Consider the following 21,177-nt stretch of genomic DNA (forward strand, 5'->3'; position numbering starts at 1 on the left):
GTTTAATAAAAAAATTTTTTTGTTTGATAGGATGGTTGACGTGAGCCTTCTTTCTGTTTAGAATACGTCCGAATTATCAGGATCCTGATTTTGAATCACATATGTGAATTTTGGAGGGTGTCATGTCAGTAAAATCCGCGGTACGTGTTGTACGTATATTTGAATTGCTGTCAAATCATCCGGATGGATTAACCGTAAAGGAAATCAGCAAAGAACTTTCGCTGCCTCAGAGCAGTACATTCAATTTGGCCGCTACACTTTTGGATGAAGGTTACCTTCAGCAGGATGCTGTCAAGCGTTACAGGCTGGGGGCAAAATTGATTCAAGTTGGAACCGCTGCCATGGAGTCGATAGACATTTCATCGCAGGGCGTTCCTTTTTTAAAACAGCTGATGGACGGCGTTCAGGAAACGGTGTTTATGGCCGTTCTATCCGATGATCAGCTCGTCTACATCGCAAAAATCGATAACAACAGGTCAATCAGAACAACCGCACAGCCCGGCTCGCGCAAACCGCTTTATTGCACCGGGCTTGGCAAGGCATTTTTGGCATTCATGCCGGAGGATAAAAGGGAAGGGCTGCTCGACCGCATGGAATTTATCCGGTTTACCGGGCATACCATCACCGCCAGAGATGAGCTGGAAAAGCAGCTGCAGACATTTTTGGAACAGGGATATGCCGTTGACAATGAAGAAAATGAAGAAGGTTTGTTTTGTCTGGCGGCGCCTGTCTATGGTCCGGATGGCGTAATGAAGGCGGCGATCAGCACTGCCGGGCCAAAGGAGCGCATGCTCGCAAGAAAGGCACTTATCGTTGAGCAGCTGCTTCACACAGCCGGAAAAATTACAGAAAGCATTGGCGGATATAGAAAGCCGCTTTAGCAAAGGAGAGAGTTCTGATGGATGTTATTAGCATAGGAGAGACAATGGCGCTGTTCACTCCGAATGAAGACGGCCCTCTCAGATACGCAAGAAACTATCAGGTGAGAATAGCGGGCGCAGAAACCAACACGCTGATCGGGCTTTCGAAGCTCGGGAAAAAAGCCGGCTGGATTACACGGCTTGGAAAAGACGAGTTCGGGGCGATGATTCTTTCTTCTGTCAGAGGAGAAGGAGTCGATGTGAGCCAGGTGAAGCTCGATGACGCGGCGCCGACCGGTTTGTTTTTTAAAGAAAGGAAAAGCGCGGCCAAAGTCAATGTCTTCTATTACAGGACGCTTTCAGCGGCGAGTTTTTTAAAGAAATGCGATATTGATGAGCAATACATTGAGAAAGCGGGGCTTTTATACATTACGGGAATTACCCCGGCTTTAAGTGAAAGCGCTTCAGATGCGGTGTTTTATGCAGTGGAGCTCGCCAAAAAGCACAATAAATGCGTTGTATTTGATCCGAACTTTCGAAAAAAGCTCTGGGACGGAGAGCGGGCGCGGCAGACCATGTTTGAACTTATCAAACGGTCTGATATCGTGCTTCCGGGGTTGAGCGAAGGGCGTTTTTTGTTCGGCACCGCTGATGAGAAAAAAATTGCGGAAGCCATCCGCGGGCTGGGGGCTGAAACTGCGATCATCAAGCTTGGTTCAAAAGGCGCCTATTATGCCGGCGGGAACGAAAGCGGCTATGCGGAAGGCTATCAGATTCAGGCAGCAGCGGATCCCGTGGGTGCCGGAGACGGCTTTGCGGCCGGCGTATTATCGGGTTTGATTGATCAAATTCCGCTTTCAGAAGCTGTCAAACGGGGCTGTGCCGTCGGCGCCATGGTAGCGGCGGTAAACGGTGATATTGAAGGGCTGCCTGACCGCGAATCACTGTTTGCGTTTATGGAACAATCTGATGAAGAAGATGTCAGCCGATAAAAAAACCGTAGAGAAAGGGTGGCAGAAATGATGGTATTGTCACACATCGAAGAACAAAAACTGATTGCGATCATCCGCGGATACAATCCGGAGGAGGCAGTGAGCATTGCCGGCGCATTAAAAGCGGGCGGCATCAGGCTTGTGGAGATTACGCTTAATTCCCCTCAAGCGATCAAAGCGATTGAAGCGGTTTCAGAGCATTTTGGGGACGAAATGCTTGTCGGAGCGGGAACCGTACTTGATCCCGAATCTGCGAGAGCGGCGCTTTTAGCCGGCGCGCGGTTTATCCTGTCTCCGACCGTCAATGAAGAGACGATCAAGCTGACAAAACGGTATGGAGCGGTCAGCATTCCAGGCGCTTTTACCCCGACTGAAATATTGACGGCGTATGAAAGCGGGGGAGACATCATCAAGGTATTTCCCGGAACAATGGGGCCTGGCTATATCAAGGATATCCACGGACCGCTTCCGCATATTCCGCTGCTTCCGACTGGAGGAGTCGGATTGGAAAACCTTCACGAGTTTCTGCAGGCCGGTGCGGTCGGAGCGGGAATCGGCGGTTCGCTTGTTCGGGCTAATAAAGATGTTAATGACGCGTTTTTAGAAGAGCTGTCCAAAAAAGCAAAGCAATTTGTTGAAGCAGCAAAACAGTAAAAAGGGGAGATCAGAGATGAAAATAACAGGATTCGAGTGTTTCCTAATTCCGCCGCGCTGGCTTTTCTTAAAAATCGAAACGGATGAAGGCATTACAGGATGGGGAGAGCCGGTAATCGAGGGAAAGGCCGCGACAGTTAAGGCGGCTGTGGGCGAGTTAATGGAATATTTGATCGGCAAAGACCCGATGAACATCGAAGACCATTGGAATGTCATGTACAGAGGCGGGTTTTATCGGGGCGGGCCCATTCTGATGAGCGCGATTGCAGGCATCGATCAAGCGCTTTGGGACATTAAGGGCAAGTTTTACAACGCTCCCGTGCATCAGCTGCTCGGAGGGAAGAACAGGGAATCGATCAAGGTCTATTCATGGATTGGCGGAGACAGGCCTCAAGACGTCGGCCTCGCTGCCAAACAGGTGGTTGATAAAGGCTTTACAGCCGTCAAAATGAACGGCACGGAAGAGCTGCAATACATCGATTCACATGAAAAAATCGATCAGGTGATTGAAAGAATATCAGCAGTCAGAGAAGCGGTCGGCCCGTACATCGGAATCGGCATTGACTTTCACGGCAGGGTGCACAAGCCGATGGCGAAGATCTTGGCAAAGGAGCTTGAACCGTTTCGGCCGATGTTTATAGAAGAGCCTGTTCTGCCGGAAAACAACGAGGCGCTCCGCGATATCGCCAGCCTCGTCTCAATTCCGATTGCGACTGGAGAACGGATGTTTTCAAAGTGGCAGTTTAAAAACCTGCTGACTGACGGCTATGTCGATATCATTCAGCCTGACTTGTCACACGCCGGCGGAATTACCGAATGCAAAAAGATCCTGTCGATGGCGGAAGCATTTGATGTCGCCGCCGCCCCTCATTGTCCGCTGGGCCCGATCGCTCTGGCGGCATGCCTTCAGGTTGATGCAACGTGCCACAATGCATTTATACAGGAACAAAGCTTAGGGATCCATTACAACAAAGGGACGGATTTGCTTGATTATATAGTAGATCAAAAGGTGTTTTTCTATGAGGACGGCTATGTCCGGATTCCGGATGGACCTGGCCTTGGGGTGGACATCAATGAAGATCACGTCCGTAAAATGGCTGATATCGGGCACAACTGGCGCAATCCGGTATGGCGGCACAAGGACGGAAGCATAGCTGAATGGTAAAAAATGATACCGTTTTCAAAAGGTGTCCGTCATTACAATCAAATAAAAGGAGAGGGCCTGTCATGAAACAAACAACTTTAAAAGAGAAGCCGACAAAGGTTAGAGTGCGGGTACTGCTGTTTATTTTTGTATGTGTCGTGATCAATTATATGGATCGAAGCAATATCTCTGTTGCAGCTTCTGCAATCGGGGACGATTTAAACTTGTCTGCCGTTCAATTGGGCTTGATTTTTTCAGCTTTCGGCTGGGCTTACTGCGCACTGCAAATACCGGGCGGCGGGCTTGTCGACCGGTTTGGCCCGAGGCTTGTCTACGGCTTTACCTTGGTTACATGGTCGCTCGCAACATTGCTTCAGGGGTTTGTCCGCGGCTTCGGTTCGCTATTCGGCTTGCGTCTTGCGACCGGAGCGTTTGAAGCGCCGGCTTTTCCGACCAATAACCGGGTGGTGACTTCATGGTTCCCTGAACAGGAAAGAGCTTCAGCCATTGCATTTTATACGTCGGGGCAATTTGCCGGCCTTGCATTTTTGACGCCGGCGCTCAGCGCCATCCAGCATGTCGTCGGCTGGCGCGGCCTTTTTATTGTAACAGGGGTGATCGGCATCATCTGGGGCCTGATCTGGTATATCTTTTATCGTGATCCTGATCGTCATCCAAAGGTAAACAAGGCTGAACTTGACCATATTGAAAAAGGCGGGGGTATCGTCCGCCGCGGCCGGACTTCCGAGAAAGAGAAATCGGCATTTACTTGGAAGCATTTTAAACAAGTGACCGCTCATCGCAAGCTGTGGGGCATATATATCGGACAGTTCGCCGTTAATTCGACTTTATGGTTTTTTCTGACGTGGTTTCCGACATACCTTGTAAAATATAGAGGCCTTGATTTTCTCCAATCCGGTTTTCTCGCCTCGCTTCCATTTCTTGCGGCATTTACCGGTGTTCTGTTGTCCGGCTTCCTGTCCGACTTTTTGATCAAAAGAGGCGTATCGGCCGGGGTTGCCCGCAAAACACCGATTATTACCGGATTGTTCCTGTCTATTTCAATTATCGGTGCCAATTATGTCGATCAGACATCTCTGATCATTTTGTTTATGACGCTCGCCTTTTTTGGAAACGGTTTGGCCTCCATTACATGGGTGCTTGTATCGTCTTTAGCGCCTAAGCATTTGATCGGGCTGACCGGCGGAGTATTTAATTTTGTCGGCAGCCTCGCCTCCGTTATCGTTCCGATTGTCATCGGCTTTCTCGCCAACGGCGGAAGCTTTGCGCCCGCCCTCGTCTTTATCGGAGCCCTCGCCCTTGCGGGAGCGCTTTCCTACATCTTTCTTGTCGGAAAGGTTGAACGGATTCAGGTCAATGATAACGCAGAGGAAAACGATTCTATTTCTATGTGACACCCGGCTGCCGGATATTCGGCGGCCTTTTTGAATAATAGATCATGGTTTGTCACAAAATAACGTTCAAATATTTTGATGACAGGTGCTCAGGATGAAAACATACTTTCAAAAAGATTATCAGCTCGGCTCGTTTCAATTTTTTTCAACATCTCATATACTGACTTTGCTGGTGCTTGCAGCGCTCGGCGTTTGTTTGTTCGTCTTTCGCAAGACGTTGCAAAAACCGCGGTGGAACCGGGTGATTCGCTATGCCTTTGTGGCGGTTTTATTGATTTCTGAAATCAGCTACCACTCCTGGTTTATCTATGTAAATTCATGGACGCCGCGCTATTGTTTGCCGCTCCACCTCAGCGACCTTTCGGTTTATCTCGTCATCATTCTGTTATTGACGAAAAACCTCAACTTGTTTAAATTTCTTTATTTTGCCGGTTTGGGAAGCGCGCTGCAGGCGATTCTGACGCCTGACTTGGGAAGGTACGGCTTTCCTCATTTCCGCTTTTTTGAATTTTTCATTTCCCACGGGATCGTCGTTCTCGCCTGCCTCCTGATGATTGCAGCCGAAAGGTATAAGCCGACGGTTCGCTCTCTCTGGGTCACGTTTCTTCTTGTCAATGTTTATGGCGCTCTCATTTTTTTGATCAACCGTTTGCTGAACTCGAACTATATGTACATGATGAAGAAGCCCGGCGGCGGAGCATCGCTGTTAGATGTGCTCGGGCCATGGCCGTGGTATCTTTTATCAGCTGAAGCGGTCACGATCGTCTTCTTCTATCTTCTCTATTTGCCGTTTTGGATTGCCGGGAAGGTGAGAGAAAAAAAGGATCATGCATGATTCTTTTCCATGGCTGATATTAGCGATTAACCTTTTCTAAAAAATAAACGTTTGTATGAAGCAAAAAAGCAGATCTCGTAAAAGATCTGCTTTCTATTACATACTGATTTGTTTCTTTTGTTCATGAGCTGTTTCTGGCTGTATTTCCTTCGTGAGTTGATGCCCTTCTATGTCTACATTCGGAATAATCTTGTCCAGCCATTTTGGCAAATACCAGGCTGCATTCCCCATCAGCTTCATCAGACTTGGAATCAGTGTCATTCGTACAATAAATGCATCAAAGAGCACACCAAAGGAAAGAGCCGACCCGTTGGCTTTAATAGAAGCTTCACCAGCAAAGATAAACCCTGCAAAAACGAATATCATGATCAGGCCGGCTGCGGTGACAACAGGACCGCTGTGTTTTAATCCAGCCTGAATGGCTTGTACTGGATTCTTTGTTTTTACATATTCTTCACGCATTCTGCTTACAAGGAATACTTGATAATCCATCGCTAATCCGAACAGAATCCCAATGGATAAAATCGGCAGGAACGCGAGTATCGGCCCTTTTTCAGGTATTTTGAAAAAGTCGATGAGATTCCCGTCTTGTAAAACAAATACACAGATTCCAAGAGTGGCTGTCATCGTCAATATGAAACCTGCGACAGCAACAAGAGGCACAAGCAACGAACGGAATACGATTGTCAGCAATACAAACGCAAAACCAACAATGAGTACAGCAAACACCGGTATCGCATCATTAAGGCGATCTGAAATATCAATATTCACTGCGGTTGATCCAGTAACGAGCAAATCTACTCCGTTTTTATCTGATAAGCTGCGTACATCCTTTACCAAATCCTTCGTTGCTGCATCATTTGGACCTGTTTCAGGAACTACTGTAATGATGGCAAAGTTCCCTTCTTTATTAGGCATTGCCGGAGTGACACTCGCTACATGGTCCAGTTCCTTTATTTCTTTCACTGCATCTGCGAAGGCTTCCGCCTTATTTTCTGTTACACTTGCGGCATCCGCTACGATTGTTAATTGACCATTAAATCCTTCTCCAAAACCGTCGGCAAGCAAGTCATAAGCCCGGCGATCCGGGTTATCCTTCGCTTTCATCCCTGCATCAGGCAAGCCCAGCTCCAAATGCATAGATGGGATACTAATAACGAGCAAAATCAGAATGCTGCATACACTTAGCATGATAGGATTCTTTGTGACAAAGCGTCCCCAGACATTTGTTTCCGCGCTTTGTTTTTCTTTTTTCTTGTTTGCTTTCGGAACCATCCGTTTCCCCGCTATCGACAAGACGGCAGGCACAAGCGTGATTGAAGCGAGAACAGCCATCAGTACACTAAGTCCTGCTGTCAGCCCCATTGCAGACATAAAAGGAATGTTAACGACAGTCAATCCGCAAAGTGCTACGATAACAGTAAGTCCGGCAAAAACGACTGCACTCCCGGCTGTTCCTGTAGCTCTCGCAATTGATTCATTTTTTTGTATACCTTCGCCTAAAAACTGGCGGTGCTTCGTAAAAATAAATAAAGCATAATCAATTCCAACTGCAAGGCCAATCATTCCGGCTAATGATAGACTGACGGAAGCGATATCGAATACTTGTGTCCCAATCAAAACAAGCCCAATACTTACACCTAATCCAATCAGTGCTGTTAAAATCGGCAAACCTGCTATTAATAAAGAGCCAAACGTAATGGCCAAAACGATAAAGGCCAAAATAATGCCGACAATTTCAGAGATACCGCCTATCTCCATCTCAGCTCCTGGTACATCTCCGCTTAGTTCAGTTTGCAATCCTTCATAATCAGCCATTTTCAAACTGTCTTTTAAGTGTTTGATAGAGTAATCTTTAATATCATCTGCTGATGATTTATACTTGATATCAGCATAGGCAACTGTGCCATCTTTCGCGATTGTTCCTGTCACAAAAGGACTTGCAATCGAGTCAACGGAACCATCTTTATCGATTTCCTTTAACGTATTTTCTATTGCTTTTTCCGCTGACTTCGAAGTCAGTTTCTCCCCATCTTCAGCACCGAAAATAACCCGTATGCTCCCTTTATCAGGACCGTGGGGAAATTCTTTTTGAATGACATCCATCGCTTTTTCCGAAGGTGTGTCAGGTATGGACATATCCTCAGAAAAACTTGGTTTTAACGTGATTGCAAGGCCTATCGAAGCAACTAGCACAACGATCCATGCGCATATTACTTTTATGCGATTGCGAGCAACCCATCCTCCTAATTTATATAACATTTTTGACATGATAATCTCCTTTCAACACATTGCTTGATCACATTCTTTCTCATTGTAGTGGACAATGAAATAAAAAAAACGTACATTCGGGCATGTACGTTTGGGCAAATTTTAATTTGATATTATTAGTCTAATGTCAGAACGCCTCTTTGCATGGCAATCGTCACTGCTTCAGTTCTTGAATTCGCGCCTAATTTATTGTAAATGGACGTTAGTCTAGACTTTACTGTTCTCTCAGAGACGCCCAAATCAAAGGCAATCGCTTTGCTTTTAAGACCTTTAGCAATTGCTTTTAGAACTATGACTTCCTTTTCTGTCAGCTGCGTATCACTGCTCTGCTTCTTCATCCGCTCCAATTGGATTTCTTGCAGACGTTTTAAGATATCAGGCTGCAATAGCACGTTTCCTCTTATTGCTGCGTCCATCGTATGAAAAAGGGTTTCTGAACTTGTATCCTTCAATAGATATCCTTTCGCCCCTAATTCAATTCCTTCGATCATTAAGTGATCTTCATTATACGTAGTCAAAATAATGATGGGGATGTCGTGTTTTTCTTTTATTAGTTTAATGGCTTCTAACCCGCTCATCTCCGGCATATACAAATCCATGAGAATAATATCCGGTTTTAATTCATCTGCAAGGCGGACTGCTGCTTTGCCATTTTCCGCCTCTCCTATGATGATGTAGTGATCATTCGTTTCAATTAAAAGCTTCAGACCTTCCCTCACGACAAGATGGTCATCAACGATTAAAACCTTATTCATCTGGCATCTCTCCCTGAATTGGTACAGTGATATCAATTTGTGTTCCTTTAGATGTTGTACTCTTTATATTGAATTGGCCTTTCATTGCTCTGACGCGTTCTTCTATGCAGAGAAGCCCATAATGTCCTCTCTTTTTCTTGCCTTTTTCAACATCAAATCCTTTGCCGTTATCCTTGACGGTTAAATGGAGCCTCCTCTTATCATCATCCCAAATGGACACTGAGATCGTTTCTGCTTCAGCATGCTTTACGGCATTCGCTATGCATTCTCCAATGATGTAATAACAGTTTTCAGCTGTTCGAACGTCCGGCACTTGGTCTAATCTGTAGTCTAAAAAGCAAGCCATGCCTGTCGACTCTTGAAAATGATCCATTAATGAGGTAATTCTTTCTTTTAAAAAACCGATTTCTTCTGATTTGCTGCGCAGATCGTCAATCGCTGAACGCGCGTCCGCCAATGTACCTCTCACTCTTTTCATTGATTGTTGAATGATTTCTATTGCTCTCTCTGTGTTGCCTTTGGCGAGATGAACATGAATCGCATCCAGCTGCATATTTAAACTGACCAGTCCTTGAGCAAGCGTATCGTGTAAGTCCCGGGCCATACGCTGCCTTTCGTTTTGCAGCGTCAGCTGTTCGACCTGCTGATGAGCCAGCTCCAGCCTTTCAAGAGTCAGCTGCGCTTTTATCTTTTCATCGACTTGGGCAAATAATGTAGCGGCATAAGTAATAATCACGGTTATAGTAGGTACGGCAATGACAAGAAAATGCAAATATTCACCTTTGTGAATCTGATATACTACATTGATGAACAGCAGCAGCAATAAATAAAGTATGAGGAAAGTCTTTTTTCTATCTGCCATTCCTATAATCTGTCCAATCAAAAATGCATAAAGGCCAATGATAATCAGCACTAAGAAGCCGGTCATGACATTAGCCAGTGTAAAAGTAATCAAACCTTGCAGCACAAAATATAGAATGACCCTTTTCTTAACCCAGCGATATGAATGCCAATGCAGCAAAGCAAAAATGGCGGTCAATACTGTGAACACATGAAGCAATAAAATGGACCAGCTCCCATTAAGAAATTGCAGCACGACAGAGGCTACATAGATCATGAGAATAAAAGCCAGGCCAGGCACTCTGAGCGCAAGCATATTTAATGCCCGTCTATCATGTGAGTAGTACTTTTCTTTGAAAGGATTCAAACCTCATCCACTTCCTTTAATAGTTTAACCGAACAGAGATTCATGTCATTCATTAATCGTGCAATATACATTTATCCAATCATTTTATAGGAAGAGAAGGAACACAACAATACCAAGGTGCAGTGAACCATTAGATGTTCCCAACATATGTTCATTGCCCAAACGTACATAAGTGTTCTGCCTTTATGTACGTTTTATCTTTTCAAATTTACATTTAAAATAATGAAGAACTCACTATTTATTAAAGGAATGATCAACATTGAAATCGATTGATCACACAATTTTATCATTAAAAAGAAAAGGTATCCGAACTGAGAAAGTGTCAAAAAATCAGTGCCCTGATCGATTAAGCAATACGAACGAAAAAACAGACAAGCATAGAAACAAAAATAGTCAATCCAAGAACACGTGTAAAGAAAAAGAGGAATGAATATGTATTGGTTTTTAGGTGCTTTATTATATGTTCTCATCGGTACTTGTATATTCATTGGAGTCATTAGAGACAGTCACTCAGGCTCATGGGTACTCCTTGCATTAGCAGCTCCACTCATCATTGTTGGCTATCCTTACTTTTATTCAAAGAAGCTTTTTGCCAAAAGATCGTGAAATAGACGCCATACAATCTGAGGATCTTGCAAGATCCTTTTTTTTCGGCCTATCGACGGTGTTTATCTTTTGAAAAAAGGGAATAGAACAAAAAAAGAAAAGGAGATGGAAGACATATGAAAAGCGACCGAACCATGCATATTATTTCTTGTACAGACAATAACTACGCACAGCATTTAAGCGTGATGTTCGCATCATTGCTGACGAATATGGATCAGACGCGCGATGTGAAACTGTATGTCATCGACGGAGGGATTGAACCGGAAAATAAAAAGCGTCTGGAAGAGACGACCCTTCAATTCGGAGCCCCCATTACATTTCTTAATGTAGAAAAAAGCCAGTATGACCGGGCGATCGAAAGCAGCCATATTACAAAAGCGGCATACTATCGGATTTCCATCCCGGATCTGATTGATGACGAATCCGTCAAACGAATGATTTATGTCGATTGCGACGCCTTAGTTTTAGAGGATATATCGAAGTTGTGGGACAAGGACATTTCACCGTATTACGCAGCGGCGGTTGAAGATGCAGGCCAGCATGAACGGCTGAAAAAGATGAACATCAGCGACGAAGCAAAATATTTTAACTCAGGTATTATGGTTATCGATATGGAAGCTTGGAGAAAAAACGACATTTCGAAAAAAGTCATCGACTTTATCAATAACAACGATGAAGACATGTTTGTGTTTCATGACCAAGACGCGCTGAATGCGATTCTTTATGATCAGTGGCTCGAACTTCATCCGAGGTGGAATGCCCAAACACACATTATTTTAAAAGAAAAAACACCGGCTTCCCTCATTGATCAAAAGCGCTATATGGAAACAAGGGCAAATCCGGCAATCGTTCATTTCTGCGGCGGAAACAAGCCTTGGAATTCAAACACCTCACACCCGTACGCCCGTCAATATTTTAAGTATTTGCAGTCCACAGCCTTTAACCAGCCGGCCAAATTGTCTAAAAACCATGTCAGCTAACATGCCAATCTCATTTTAAATCGCAGGATGAATCGATATAATTTACAACAAACCCTGACGTATCCCCATATTCGCTTGTTTCCTTTCATCGGAAACAAGCATTTTTCTTGGCGTGCAAACATTTTTGACGAATGGAGGAGTGCTTTTGGTTAAAGTGCTGTTGACGCTTAACGGACTGTTTTACCGCGCAGCGCCGCTGTTGAAGGAAAGGGTCGAACGGCTCGGTGCCGAATTTGTGTTTTTGGATTCAAATCGGTTGACGAGACAGGATTTACTGACTCATATCAAGGATGTCCATATTTATATCGCCGGCATTGAAAAAGCGGATCGGGAGCTGATCGACGCCGCCCCGGAACTCCGATATATCATGAAATTCGGCGCGGGAATCGACAATATTGATGTAGAATATGCAAACGAAAAAGGAATCCTTGTCACGAATGCTCCCGGCCAAAACGCCTCGGCAGTCGCCGACTTGGCATTCGGCCTTCTGCTGTCCGGCGCCCGTTCGATCCCGCAGTCAAACGCCGCAGTCAAAGCCGGTTTATGGCAATCGGCGATGGGCTATGAGCTCGATGGAAAAACGCTGGGTCTTATCGGTTTTGGGGAAATCGGCAAAAAGGTTGCAAGGCGGGCCTCCGGGTTTCATATGAACGTTTTGGCGTACGGCACATACAAAGACTATAATGCAGCCAAACGGCTGAATGTACGGTTCGCAGAGCTTGACGATCTCCTGGCGAAATCTGACTTTGTCTGTATCAGCACGTCATTAAGACCGGCCACCTATCATTTGATCAATCAAGAAAAGCTGGCAAAAATGAAGAAAACCGCGTACCTGGTCAACATTGCCCGCGGAGAAGTGGTAGACGAAAGCGCGCTCATTCAAGCGCTTGAACAAAAACAGATCAGAGGTGCAGCATTGGACGTCTTTGAAACCGAACCGCCGGCCGCCCGGATCACCAGCCTCGGCAATGCCATATGCACGGCGCATATCGGCGGCGCTACGTATGAAAGCATCAGGCGCATCGAAGAAGTGACATATCAAAATATCAAAAGGTTTATCGAAAAACAGCCGCCGGCTTTCCGCGTTCCATCAAGACCGGAAACGCGATAAGCCGCGTCCGGTTATGTTCTTTGAAAAAACTCGACCATTTCTCCTTCCGGCCCAAAAAGAAAAAAATAGCGGAAGCCGTTCGGCAATACGGTGATCTCGTCTTCCATCAGCTTGATGCCGGCGCCTTTTACGCGGGCGAATTCAGCCTCGATATCATCGGTTGAGACGGCAAAATGATGTACTTTTCCTTCTTGAGGAAGGCTGTCGTTATATCCCTCGATCAATTCAAGCTCTGTCTCGTCTCTGTTCTAAAAGCCTAAAAAAGCGAGCTTCATGACGCCGTTTGTATGGGTCATTCTGCCTTTCAGCGTCATTCCGATCACATCCTGGTAGAATGCGATTGAAGCATCAATGTCTTTCACCATCAGCCCTACGTGGTCGATTCGCGCCAATTCGCCATTCCTCCTTTCGTTTCTCCATCATTTTAGAAAGATCGGAATCATCTGTCAATTATATCGATTACATGATGAATAAGAATATTGATCAGGCGTTATGGTAGGATAGAGAAGACTTTAAAATAAGGACTGAAATCAAATGCATACATTAAAAATAAAACATCCATTCGCTGCAAAAATGAAAAAGGGCTATCCCTTAATTGAAAAAGAAGCTGTTTCTTTGCAAGAAAACGGTATAAAAGAAGGTTCGCTGATCAGGGTTGCCGATGAAAACGGCAGGTTTTTGGGAAAGGGCTATTATGGCGAGCAAAACAAAGGGATCGGCTGGATTCTGACCCGAAACGAAGAGGAATCGATTGATCAGTCATTCTTTTTAAGCAGGTTGGCAAACGCCTTTCAGGCCAGAAAAACGCTTTTTCAAGACCCGGATACGACCGCTTTTCGTTTGTTTAACGGGGAAGGCGACGGAATCGGCGGCTTTACGATTGATTATTATGACGGCTACTATTTGTTCCAATGGTACAGCAAAGGGATTTATACGTTTAAGGAAACGATTATGGAAGCCCTTGATGAATTGACGGACTATAAAGCCGTATATGAGAAAAAACGGTTTAATACGGCCGGGCAGTATGTAGAAGATGACGATTTTGTCAGAGGAGAGAGAGGGGAATTTCCGATCATTGTGAAAGAGAATGGCATTCATTTTGCCGTTTACCTCAATGACGGAGCGATGACCGGCGTTTTTCTCGATCAGCGCCATGTCCGCAAAGCGGTTAGGGACCGGTATGCGGAAGGAAAAACCGTGCTCAACACCTTCTCATATACAGGTGCATTTTCTGTGGCGGCGGCGCTTGGAGGCGCTGAAAAAACGACGAGCGTTGATGTTGCAAACCGCAGTTTAAGCAGGACGATCGAACAATTCAGCGTGAACGGGCTGGATTATGAAGCTCATGATATTAAAGTCATGGACGTTTTTAAATATTTTCAATACGCGGTCAAAAAAGAACTCGCCTTTGACCTCGTCATCCTTGATCCACCTTCATTTGCGAGAACAAAAAAGCATACATTCAGCGCGGCAAAGGATTATAAAAATCTGTTGAAAGACGCGATTCGGATCACTAAAGATCAAGGTGTAATCGTCGCTTCGACGAACAGCAGCGCTTTTGGAATGAAAAAATTCAAAGGTTTTATCGAAGCGGCATGCAAAGAAACAGGGACGCGCTTTACAGTGCTTGAGGAGCATTCGCTTCCTGAAGATTTTAATACGGTGAAAAGCTATCCTGAAGGCGATTATTTAAAAGTTGTCTTTTTGCGGATCCGCCGCCGTTAATGTAAGGACGGGAAAAATTTTGCGATAAAAACAATACCTGTCGATCAATTATTCATGTATATTGATATTACGCGAAAAACTCAGGCAGGGGGAAGTTATGGATTACGGAATTTTAATATCGATAGGTATTTATATGGCAGGAATGCTTTTTATCGGATATTTTGCATATCGAAGAACTTCAAATTTGACCGACTACATGCTTGGCGGAAGGAATCTGGGCCCCGCTGTCACCGCGTTAAGCGCAGGTGCTTCCGATATGAGCGGCTGGCTATTAATGGGGCTGCCCGGTGCGATGTTTCTGAACGGATTGAGCAGCGGCTGGATCGTTGTCGGTCTGACAATCGGCGCTTATTTGAACTGGGTGTATGTTGCGCCGAGGCTGAGAACGTATACGGAAACGGCCGGCAACAGCATTACCATACCGGATTATTTCGAAAACCGTTTTAAAGACGGTTCAAGGCTGTTACGGGTGACGTCGGCTTTTGTTATTTTAGTATTTTTCACTTTTTATACATCATCCGGAATGGTGGCGGGCGGAGAGCTGTTCAGAACCGCATTCCACCTTGATTATCGGATCGGCATCTGGCTGACGGCCGGGGTTGTCATTCTTTATACGCTCTTCGGGGGCTTTCTGGCTGTCAGCTGGACCGATTTTGTTCAAGGGACGCTCATGTTTATCGCGCTCATCTTAATGCCGATCGTTGTTTTTGTCCAATTGGGGGGAATTGCGCCGGCGTTTTCGGAAGTGAGCGCGGTCAACCCGGACCTCCTCCGCCCGTTTCAAGGAACAACCGCAATCGGGATTATTTCTTTACTGGCATGGGGGCTCGGCTATTTTGGACAGCCTCATATTATTGTCAGGTTTATGGCGATTTCCAGCGTGAAAGAGTTGAAGAGTGCCAGAAGAATCGGCATGGGCTGGATGATCTTTTCGATTTGCGGAGCGATGCTGACAGGGCTCGTCGGCATCGCCTATTTCAGCGCGAATCATCTTTCGTTAAAGAATGCCGAGACGATATTCATTAAGCTGGCCGACCTTTTGTTCCCTTCGATGATTACGGGGTTTTTGCTGGCCGCCATTTTAGCAGCTGTCATGAGCACGATTTCTTCGCAGCTTCTTGTAACCTCAAGCGCGCTGACAGAGGATTTTTATAAAGCGTTTGTCCGGAAAGGGGCTTCTGACAAAGAACTTGTTCTTGTCGGAAGGCTGTCTGTCCTCGCCATTTCACTGATCGCACTTATGATGGCGCTTCATCCGAATGAAACGATACTGAATCTTGTCGGCTATGCATGGGCAGGCTTCGGGGCGGCATTTGGCCCTGTCGTTCTGCTGAGCCTGTATTGGAAACGAATGACGAAGTGGGGCGCCCTTTCAGGGATGCTGTCCGGTGCGCTGACCGTTATTGTGTGGGAGCAAGTGAAAGCTTTTGACCCGGTTTATGAAATCATTCCCGGATTTATTGTTTGTACAGTCGTGATCATCGCCGTCAGCCTGATGACAAAGAAGCCGCCGGCAGAGATTGAAAAGGAATTTGAGACAGCGGTTGAACAGCTGAAAGGGTGAGACTATATTGATGGTCTTTGTCAACGTATTGTTGACGGCCGCTTTTCTCACAGGGGCTTTCACGGGATTTTTGCGGATATTTTCCAAAAAAAAAAGCGATGGATTTTTCTCGGGAATGGCGGCGGATGGATCGGGGGAATTTCACACTTTTCGGTTTGAATTTCCCCCAAACTGCCGCATGACAAGGCTATCAGGTGTATTTCTTTTTATTATTGCTGATGTGCTGCTCGATGTCTAAATGAAAAAAACCAAATTGGCGGAAAAAACTTCCCCAATTTGGTTTTTTTATTTTTCGGCTATGACAATGCAATAAGGGAAATGAGAAACGGCGCTGCGCAAAGCGTGATAATCGCAGCCAGGATCATCGATACGCTTGAAATCGTTCCGGACACGGAGCTGAGCTCAAATGCTTTTGACGTACCTGCGCCGTGGGCGCTTGTGCCAAGCAGCACGCCTCTTGCGATTTCATTATCAATCCGGAAGTAGCGAATGACCATCGGTCCGATCACTGATCCGGACAGGGCGGTCAATATAACAAAAACAGCGGTCACCGCGGGCATTCCGCCGATCATTTCAGAAACGCTCATTGCAATTGGCGTTGTGACCGATCTGGGAACGAGGCTCTCAATCAGGTCTTCATTCAGCTTGAAAAGTTTTGCGATAAACGCTGTTGACAGGATCGCGATACAGCAGCCTACAGTCACGTTGATAATGATCTCAACCGCGTATTTTTTCAAGACTGGAAAGTATTTGTACAACGGAATCGCAAAAGCCACGGTAGCCGGCTGGAGCATGTCTGTCAACAAGCGACCGCCCGCATTGTACGCTTCAAAGGGCACGTTGATGAAAAGCAGCAGGCCGACAAGGATCACCGGCGTGACCAATAAAGGTGACGCATACACCTTTGGATGGCGTGAATAGACCGCTTTTGCACCGAGATAAATTAACACTGTTGCGATCAGGCTTAAGCATCCGATGAGCATGTTCTTTTCCTTTCCTTTCTTTTGGCAATCAATTGAGTCAGCATTCCGGTCGACACCATGACGACGAATGTACTGATGAGGACAACGAGTATAATGCTTGTGCCGAATTCAGCCAGAATATCTCCGTAGTTCATAATCCCGACGGCTGAAGGGACAAAGAACAAAAGCAGCTCCGCGAGAAGCCACAAGGCGCCGATTTCAATCCATTCCAGCTTAATGACTTTGAAATGAAGAAGCGCAAAAATGACGATAATCCCGAGAATGCTGCCGGGAATGTTTATATGAAGAACCTCGGCAATCAGATTCATGAAACGCGCGAATAAAAACAAAAGAGCGACCTGACCTAATCCTTTAATGAATGTTTTCATGTCATTATCCCCCTTTCTAAACAAGAGTGTACATGAGTTTTAAGTATAGGTAAAATACATATACAGAATAGATAATATTCATTTTGTCTATAGTTAAAAGCGCAAATCAGGTCAAAAGAAACAGTTTCCTGACTAAAATTAGAAATTGTCGTCCGGAATCATTTGGCGATTTTTTGTGACCATTAAACTGCCGTATTCCCGTGCCTTTAGACTTGCCCGCGATGAAAGCGGTGTACAGATGATTCAAAAAGACAGGTTATATGTCCTTGAAATGCGGTGTGAGGAAGACGGCGACCTGTGTATATATCCCTAAAAACAGTATTTACAGCCTATTCAACATCCGTGATTTTCGACTTAAACTATAAATATTGGAAATGAGAGAAAGTCTAGTCAAAGATGTGAATCTATGAAAAACCGCAATCAATGCGAATCATACTGCAATTTCAGAGGTGACAATAATGGACTACTCAGACACGCTGCAAAAAATACACGGTGTCCTCTCCCATAAGGCGGCAGAGCTGGAAGAACAAATTGCAAGGCTGGAGCGGGCAAAGCGCGATGTAGAGCGGGAACAAAACCTCGGAATCGAAGAAATCAGGCAGATTTTGCGGCCGAACCTTGATGAGTCGTGGACCGGAAGCAGGGCAGCCGATTTTGACGAAGCACGTGATGAAGCGCACACGGCAATGTACAGAATTTTCACCGATGAGTATGATCGGTATATTCATAAAATTGATTTAAAGATATTTGCTTTAGATTCTGAAAAAGGGGCTGTTCAAGCTGCAAGCTGGTCAGCCGACCGGGCGGACTTTCTGATGGAAAAAGGAGAGGAGGCCGTCGACGCTCTGCACAGCACAATCAACGGTTTAAAAGGATGGTTGAAATGAGCAAAACGATTAAACTTAACCATGCAGCGGTTATGAAGCAGCTGGAACAAGTAAGCAGCACGCTTCAAGCCGTGTCTTTAAAAAGCCCGTCAGCCGGAGCGCTCGGGCGGAACAACCTTGATTTTACGAAAAAGTGGCTTGAACGCGAAGCCGAAATTTGCAATATGGTTAAACAGTATAAAGAGGCTGTTCGTAAAAACATTGAGGACACCCGCTCGAATGTGGACACGCTGAAGGAACAGGATGAGGCGATTGCCCGAAGATAGGCGCTGCCGGCTGTATGCCGGCGGCGTTTTTTTATGTTGATATAGAAGGATGCTCCGCGGGGGTGCAGAAAACAATGAAATTGGTTTAGAATATGAATACAAGCAGGAACTCTGAAAGGGTGTCAAACAAATGGACATACGCCACTTAACCTATTTCTTGGAGGTAGCCCGTCTGAAAAGCTTCACAAAAGCCGCTCAGTCATTATACATATCCCAGCCGACAATTTCCAAAATGATTAAAAATCTTGAAGAAGAGCTCGGGATCGAGCTGTTTTACCGGCGGGGGCGTCAGATCGAGCTGACTGATGCGGGGCAAAGCATGTATGTGCAGGCCCAGGAAATCACCAAGTCGTTTCAAAATTTAACTTCAGAGCTGAATGACTTGATGGACGTCAAAAAAGGGCACGTCCGGATCGGTTTGCCGCCGATGATCGGCTCCGGCTTTTTTCCGAAAGTGATAGGGGATTTCAGAGACAAATATCCGAACGTCACCTTTCAGCTTGTTGAGCACGGCTCTGTGAAAGTGCAGGAAGGAGTAGAAGACGGATCGCTTGATATCGGCGTTGTCGTCCTGCCTGCAAAAGAGGAGATTTTTCACTCCTTTACAATCGTAAAAGAAGACTTGATGCTGATCGTCCACCCGTCTCATCGTTTTGCCGATGCGGATGAGATCGAGCTTCGGCAGTTAAGCGAAGAACCGTTTATCTTTTTCCGGGAAGACTTTGTTCTTCACGAACGGATCATTACGGCTTGCTTGAAGGCGGGATTTCAGCCGAATGTCATTTATGAAACCTCGCAATGGGATTTCATCAGCGAAATGGTTTCCGCTAACCTTGGAATCGGGCTTTTGCCCGAAAGAATCTGCCGGGATCTTGACCCGGAAAGAGTGAGAATCATTCCGCTGGTGAGGCCGGCCATTCCTTGGCATGTCGCCGTCATATGGAGAAAAGACCGCTACCTGTCGTTCGCGGCGAGGGCGTGGATTGATCATACAAAATCGTATATATGGAGCGATAATTCAAAAACAGAAAGGAATGCAGCCGAATGAACCTGGAAGATGCCGCAAGAGGAATTGAGAAAGTCAGAAAGCAAAAACCGCTTGTACACAATATGACAAACAATGTCGTCACCAACTTTACGGCGAACGGTTTACTGGCTCTCGGCGCATCGCCGGTGATGGCGTATGCGAGGGAAGAAGCCGCCGACATGGCAAAGATCGCCGGAGCCCTTGTGCTGAACATCGGCACGCTCAGCCGGGAATCTGTTGAATCGATGATTATTGCAGGAAAGTCCGCCAATGAACACGGTGTGCCGGTTATTTTTGACCCAGTCGGTGCTGGGGCGACGCCGTTTCGAACAGAATCGGCTCAAGCAATTATGCGCGAAGTGAAGGTTTCCGCCGTCAGAGGCAATGCCGCGGAAATTGCCAACACGCTTGGAGAGGACTGGCTGATCAAAGGCGTGGATGCAGGTGAAGGGAGCGGCGACAGAACAGAGCTCGCCAAAAAAGCCGCGAAATTATGGGATACAGCCGTCATCATAACCGGAGCTGAAGATGTCATAACTGATGGAACAAAAACGTATACCGTGGGCAACGGACATCAACTGTTAACGAAAGTGACGGGGACAGGCTGTCTGTTTACCTCTGTCATCGGTGCGTTTTGCGCCGTTGAAAAAGACGTTTGCCATGCCGCTGTATCTGCAGCCGCTTTTTATGGAACGGCGGCCGAGTTGGCCGCGGAGAAAACGGAAAGCCGGGGGCCCGGAAGCTTTCAAATCGAGTTTTTGAATCAGCTTGCCGCTGTTGAATTGATGGATATAAAAGAACGCGGCAGGATCAGAGAGGTGGAATAAGATGACGCGAGTCTCAAAAGAAACGATGAAAGATCTGTTGTCAGTCTATTTTATTATGGGTTCAAACAATACTGCAGGCGATCCTTTAACTGTCATTGAACAAGCCTTTAAAGGCGGTGCGACACTTTTTCAATTCCGCGAAAAAGGCGAGGGCGCGTTAAAAGCAGGAGATCAAAAGGCGTTTGCTCGACAGGTGCAGGCTCTTTGCAAACAGTTCAATGTTCCGTTTATCATCAACGATGATGTAGAACTCGCGCTTGCGCTTGACGCCGATGGTGTGCATATCGGACAGGATGATGATAAGGCCGCCGACGTCAGAGCGAGAATCGGGGACAAAATCCTCGGCGTCTCCGCGCATAACCTTGAAGAAGTCGTAAAGGCGGAAAAGGATGGAGCGGATTATATCGGTGCAGGACCCGTTTACCCGACTGAAACAAAGCGGGATACAAAAGCCGTGCAGGGCGTCTCGCTCATTCAAGAGCTCCGCAGGCAGGGGATTGGCATACCTGTGGTCGGAATCGGCGGGATCACGGCCGAAAACTGCGTCCCCGTCATCGAGGCCGGCGCTGACGGCATCAGTGTCATCAGCGCCATCAGCAAGGCTGCCGATCCAAAGGCGGCCGCCGAGGCGTTCAGCAAGAAAGTGCAAGCTGCTAAACAAAGCGCGCATTCCTAAATGGAATATGCGCTTTTTTTTTGA

At 46.1% G+C, this 21,177-nt stretch carries 22 protein-coding genes and 1 pseudogene; 17 read left to right on the plus strand and 6 right to left on the minus strand.

Features of this window, described 5'->3' with window-relative positions:
• Positions 1 to 122: 122 nt before the first annotated feature.
• The 6 genes from ACVC9U_RS21015 to ACVC9U_RS21040 all read left to right on the plus strand — a co-directional run bounded on the left by ACVC9U_RS21015 (position 123) and on the right by ACVC9U_RS21040 (position 5,900).
• Positions 123 to 881 carry an IclR family transcriptional regulator gene (locus ACVC9U_RS21015; protein ID WP_441391470.1) on the plus strand — a complete coding sequence of 253 codons (759 nt, stop codon included), beginning with the start codon at positions 123 to 125 and terminating at the stop codon, positions 879 to 881.
• Between the two features lie 17 nt (positions 882 to 898).
• The gene (locus ACVC9U_RS21020) at positions 899 to 1,852 is read left to right on the plus strand and encodes a sugar kinase (RefSeq protein WP_003186265.1); all 954 of its coding nucleotides are present in this window, start codon (positions 899 to 901) and stop codon (positions 1,850 to 1,852) included.
• Positions 1,853 to 1,879: 27 nt separating this feature from the next.
• On the plus strand, positions 1,880 to 2,506 hold the full coding sequence (locus tag ACVC9U_RS21025) for a bifunctional 4-hydroxy-2-oxoglutarate aldolase/2-dehydro-3-deoxy-phosphogluconate aldolase (protein ID WP_003186263.1): 627 nt from the start codon (positions 1,880 to 1,882) through the stop codon (positions 2,504 to 2,506).
• A 16-nt stretch (positions 2,507 to 2,522) separates the two neighbouring features.
• Positions 2,523 to 3,671, plus strand: coding sequence for a galactonate dehydratase (gene dgoD, locus ACVC9U_RS21030; RefSeq protein ID WP_003186261.1), 1,149 nt, complete (start codon positions 2,523 to 2,525; stop codon positions 3,669 to 3,671).
• Positions 3,672 to 3,733: 62 nt separating this feature from the next.
• Positions 3,734 to 5,065 (plus strand): MFS transporter, encoded by a 1,332-nt coding sequence (locus ACVC9U_RS21035; RefSeq protein WP_021837792.1) that lies wholly within the window; start codon positions 3,734 to 3,736, stop codon positions 5,063 to 5,065.
• A gap of 94 nt (positions 5,066 to 5,159) precedes the next feature.
• A complete protein-coding gene (locus ACVC9U_RS21040) occupies positions 5,160 to 5,900 on the plus strand; it encodes a YwaF family protein (RefSeq protein WP_003186257.1) in 741 nt (246 codons plus the stop codon).
• Positions 5,901 to 5,996: 96 nt separating this feature from the next.
• Here ACVC9U_RS21040 and ACVC9U_RS21045 read toward each other — a convergent pair whose 3' ends face one another.
• The 3 genes from ACVC9U_RS21045 to ACVC9U_RS21055 all read right to left on the minus strand — a co-directional run bounded on the left by ACVC9U_RS21045 (position 5,997) and on the right by ACVC9U_RS21055 (position 10,082).
• A complete protein-coding gene (locus tag ACVC9U_RS21045; protein WP_003186255.1) occupies positions 5,997 to 8,171 on the minus strand; it encodes an MMPL family transporter in 2,175 nt (724 codons plus the stop codon).
• Positions 8,172 to 8,287: 116 nt separating this feature from the next.
• Positions 8,288 to 8,926: a response regulator gene (locus ACVC9U_RS21050; RefSeq protein WP_003186252.1), complete on the minus strand. Its 639-nt coding sequence runs from the start codon at positions 8,924 to 8,926 to the stop codon at positions 8,288 to 8,290.
• Complete coding sequence (locus ACVC9U_RS21055; protein ID WP_441391653.1) at positions 8,919 to 10,082, minus strand: sensor histidine kinase; 1,164 nt, start codon at positions 10,080 to 10,082, stop codon at positions 8,919 to 8,921. Before ACVC9U_RS21055 ends, ACVC9U_RS21050 begins: the two co-directional genes overlap by 8 nt.
• Positions 10,083 to 10,392: 310 nt before the next feature.
• On the opposite strand from ACVC9U_RS21055, the gene ACVC9U_RS21060 reads away from it, so the two are divergent.
• The 4 genes from ACVC9U_RS21060 (at position 10,393) to ACVC9U_RS21075 (ending at position 12,830) form a co-directional block, all read left to right on the plus strand.
• Complete coding sequence (locus ACVC9U_RS21060) at positions 10,393 to 10,563, plus strand: hypothetical protein (protein ID WP_441391471.1); 171 nt, start codon at positions 10,393 to 10,395, stop codon at positions 10,561 to 10,563.
• Positions 10,560 to 10,739 carry a hypothetical protein gene (locus ACVC9U_RS21065; protein WP_142238584.1) on the plus strand — a complete coding sequence of 60 codons (180 nt, stop codon included), beginning with the start codon at positions 10,560 to 10,562 and terminating at the stop codon, positions 10,737 to 10,739. Before ACVC9U_RS21060 ends, ACVC9U_RS21065 begins: the two co-directional genes overlap by 4 nt.
• A gap of 116 nt (positions 10,740 to 10,855) precedes the next feature.
• Complete coding sequence (locus ACVC9U_RS21070) at positions 10,856 to 11,719, plus strand: glycosyltransferase family 8 protein (RefSeq protein WP_441391472.1); 864 nt, start codon at positions 10,856 to 10,858, stop codon at positions 11,717 to 11,719.
• A gap of 154 nt (positions 11,720 to 11,873) precedes the next feature.
• Positions 11,874 to 12,830 carry a phosphoglycerate dehydrogenase gene (locus ACVC9U_RS21075; RefSeq protein WP_441391655.1) on the plus strand — a complete coding sequence of 319 codons (957 nt, stop codon included), beginning with the start codon at positions 11,874 to 11,876 and terminating at the stop codon, positions 12,828 to 12,830.
• Between the two features lie 11 nt (positions 12,831 to 12,841).
• Here the strand turns inward: ACVC9U_RS21075 and ACVC9U_RS21080 are convergent.
• A pseudogene (locus ACVC9U_RS21080) lies at positions 12,842 to 13,195 on the minus strand (VOC family protein).
• Positions 13,196 to 13,364: 169 nt separating this feature from the next.
• On the opposite strand from ACVC9U_RS21080, the gene ACVC9U_RS21085 reads away from it, so the two are divergent.
• Entirely contained in the window at positions 13,365 to 14,555 is a 1,191-nt protein-coding gene (locus ACVC9U_RS21085) for a class I SAM-dependent rRNA methyltransferase (RefSeq protein ID WP_441391473.1), read from the plus strand.
• Positions 14,556 to 14,652: 97 nt separating this feature from the next.
• Entirely contained in the window at positions 14,653 to 16,119 is a 1,467-nt protein-coding gene (putP, locus tag ACVC9U_RS21090; protein ID WP_020453378.1) for a sodium/proline symporter PutP, read from the plus strand.
• Positions 16,120 to 16,415: 296 nt separating this feature from the next.
• Here the strand turns inward: putP and ACVC9U_RS21095 are convergent, their stop codons facing one another.
• Both ACVC9U_RS21095 and ACVC9U_RS21100 read right to left on the minus strand, forming a co-directional pair.
• The gene (locus ACVC9U_RS21095) at positions 16,416 to 17,102 is read right to left on the minus strand and encodes a CidB/LrgB family autolysis modulator (RefSeq protein WP_441391474.1); all 687 of its coding nucleotides are present in this window, start codon (positions 17,100 to 17,102) and stop codon (positions 16,416 to 16,418) included.
• A complete protein-coding gene (locus ACVC9U_RS21100) occupies positions 17,084 to 17,470 on the minus strand; it encodes a CidA/LrgA family holin-like protein (RefSeq protein ID WP_441391475.1) in 387 nt (128 codons plus the stop codon). Before ACVC9U_RS21100 ends, ACVC9U_RS21095 begins: the two co-directional genes overlap by 19 nt.
• Before the next feature lie 458 nt (positions 17,471 to 17,928).
• Here ACVC9U_RS21100 and ACVC9U_RS21105 point away from each other — a divergent pair, with 458 nt between their 5' ends.
• The 5 genes from ACVC9U_RS21105 to thiE all read left to right on the plus strand — a co-directional run bounded on the left by ACVC9U_RS21105 (position 17,929) and on the right by thiE (position 21,153).
• Positions 17,929 to 18,357, plus strand: coding sequence for a YwqH-like family protein (locus ACVC9U_RS21105; RefSeq protein WP_020453375.1), 429 nt, complete (start codon positions 17,929 to 17,931; stop codon positions 18,355 to 18,357).
• Positions 18,354 to 18,623 (plus strand): YwqI/YxiC family protein, encoded by a 270-nt coding sequence (locus tag ACVC9U_RS21110; RefSeq protein ID WP_065644440.1) that lies wholly within the window; start codon positions 18,354 to 18,356, stop codon positions 18,621 to 18,623. Before ACVC9U_RS21105 ends, ACVC9U_RS21110 begins: the two co-directional genes overlap by 4 nt.
• Positions 18,624 to 18,753: 130 nt before the next feature.
• The gene (gene cidR / locus ACVC9U_RS21115) at positions 18,754 to 19,671 is read left to right on the plus strand and encodes a cidABC operon transcriptional activator CidR (RefSeq protein WP_020453373.1); all 918 of its coding nucleotides are present in this window, start codon (positions 18,754 to 18,756) and stop codon (positions 19,669 to 19,671) included.
• Positions 19,668 to 20,477 (plus strand): hydroxyethylthiazole kinase, encoded by an 810-nt coding sequence (gene thiM, locus ACVC9U_RS21120; RefSeq protein WP_020453372.1) that lies wholly within the window; start codon positions 19,668 to 19,670, stop codon positions 20,475 to 20,477. Before cidR ends, thiM begins: the two co-directional genes overlap by 4 nt.
• Before the next feature lies 1 nt (position 20,478).
• On the plus strand, positions 20,479 to 21,153 hold the full coding sequence (gene thiE, locus ACVC9U_RS21125; protein ID WP_441391476.1) for a thiamine phosphate synthase: 675 nt from the start codon (positions 20,479 to 20,481) through the stop codon (positions 21,151 to 21,153).
• The last annotated feature ends 24 nt before the right edge of the window (positions 21,154 to 21,177 follow it).

It is taken from the genome of Bacillus sp. GM2 (assembly GCF_056155945.1).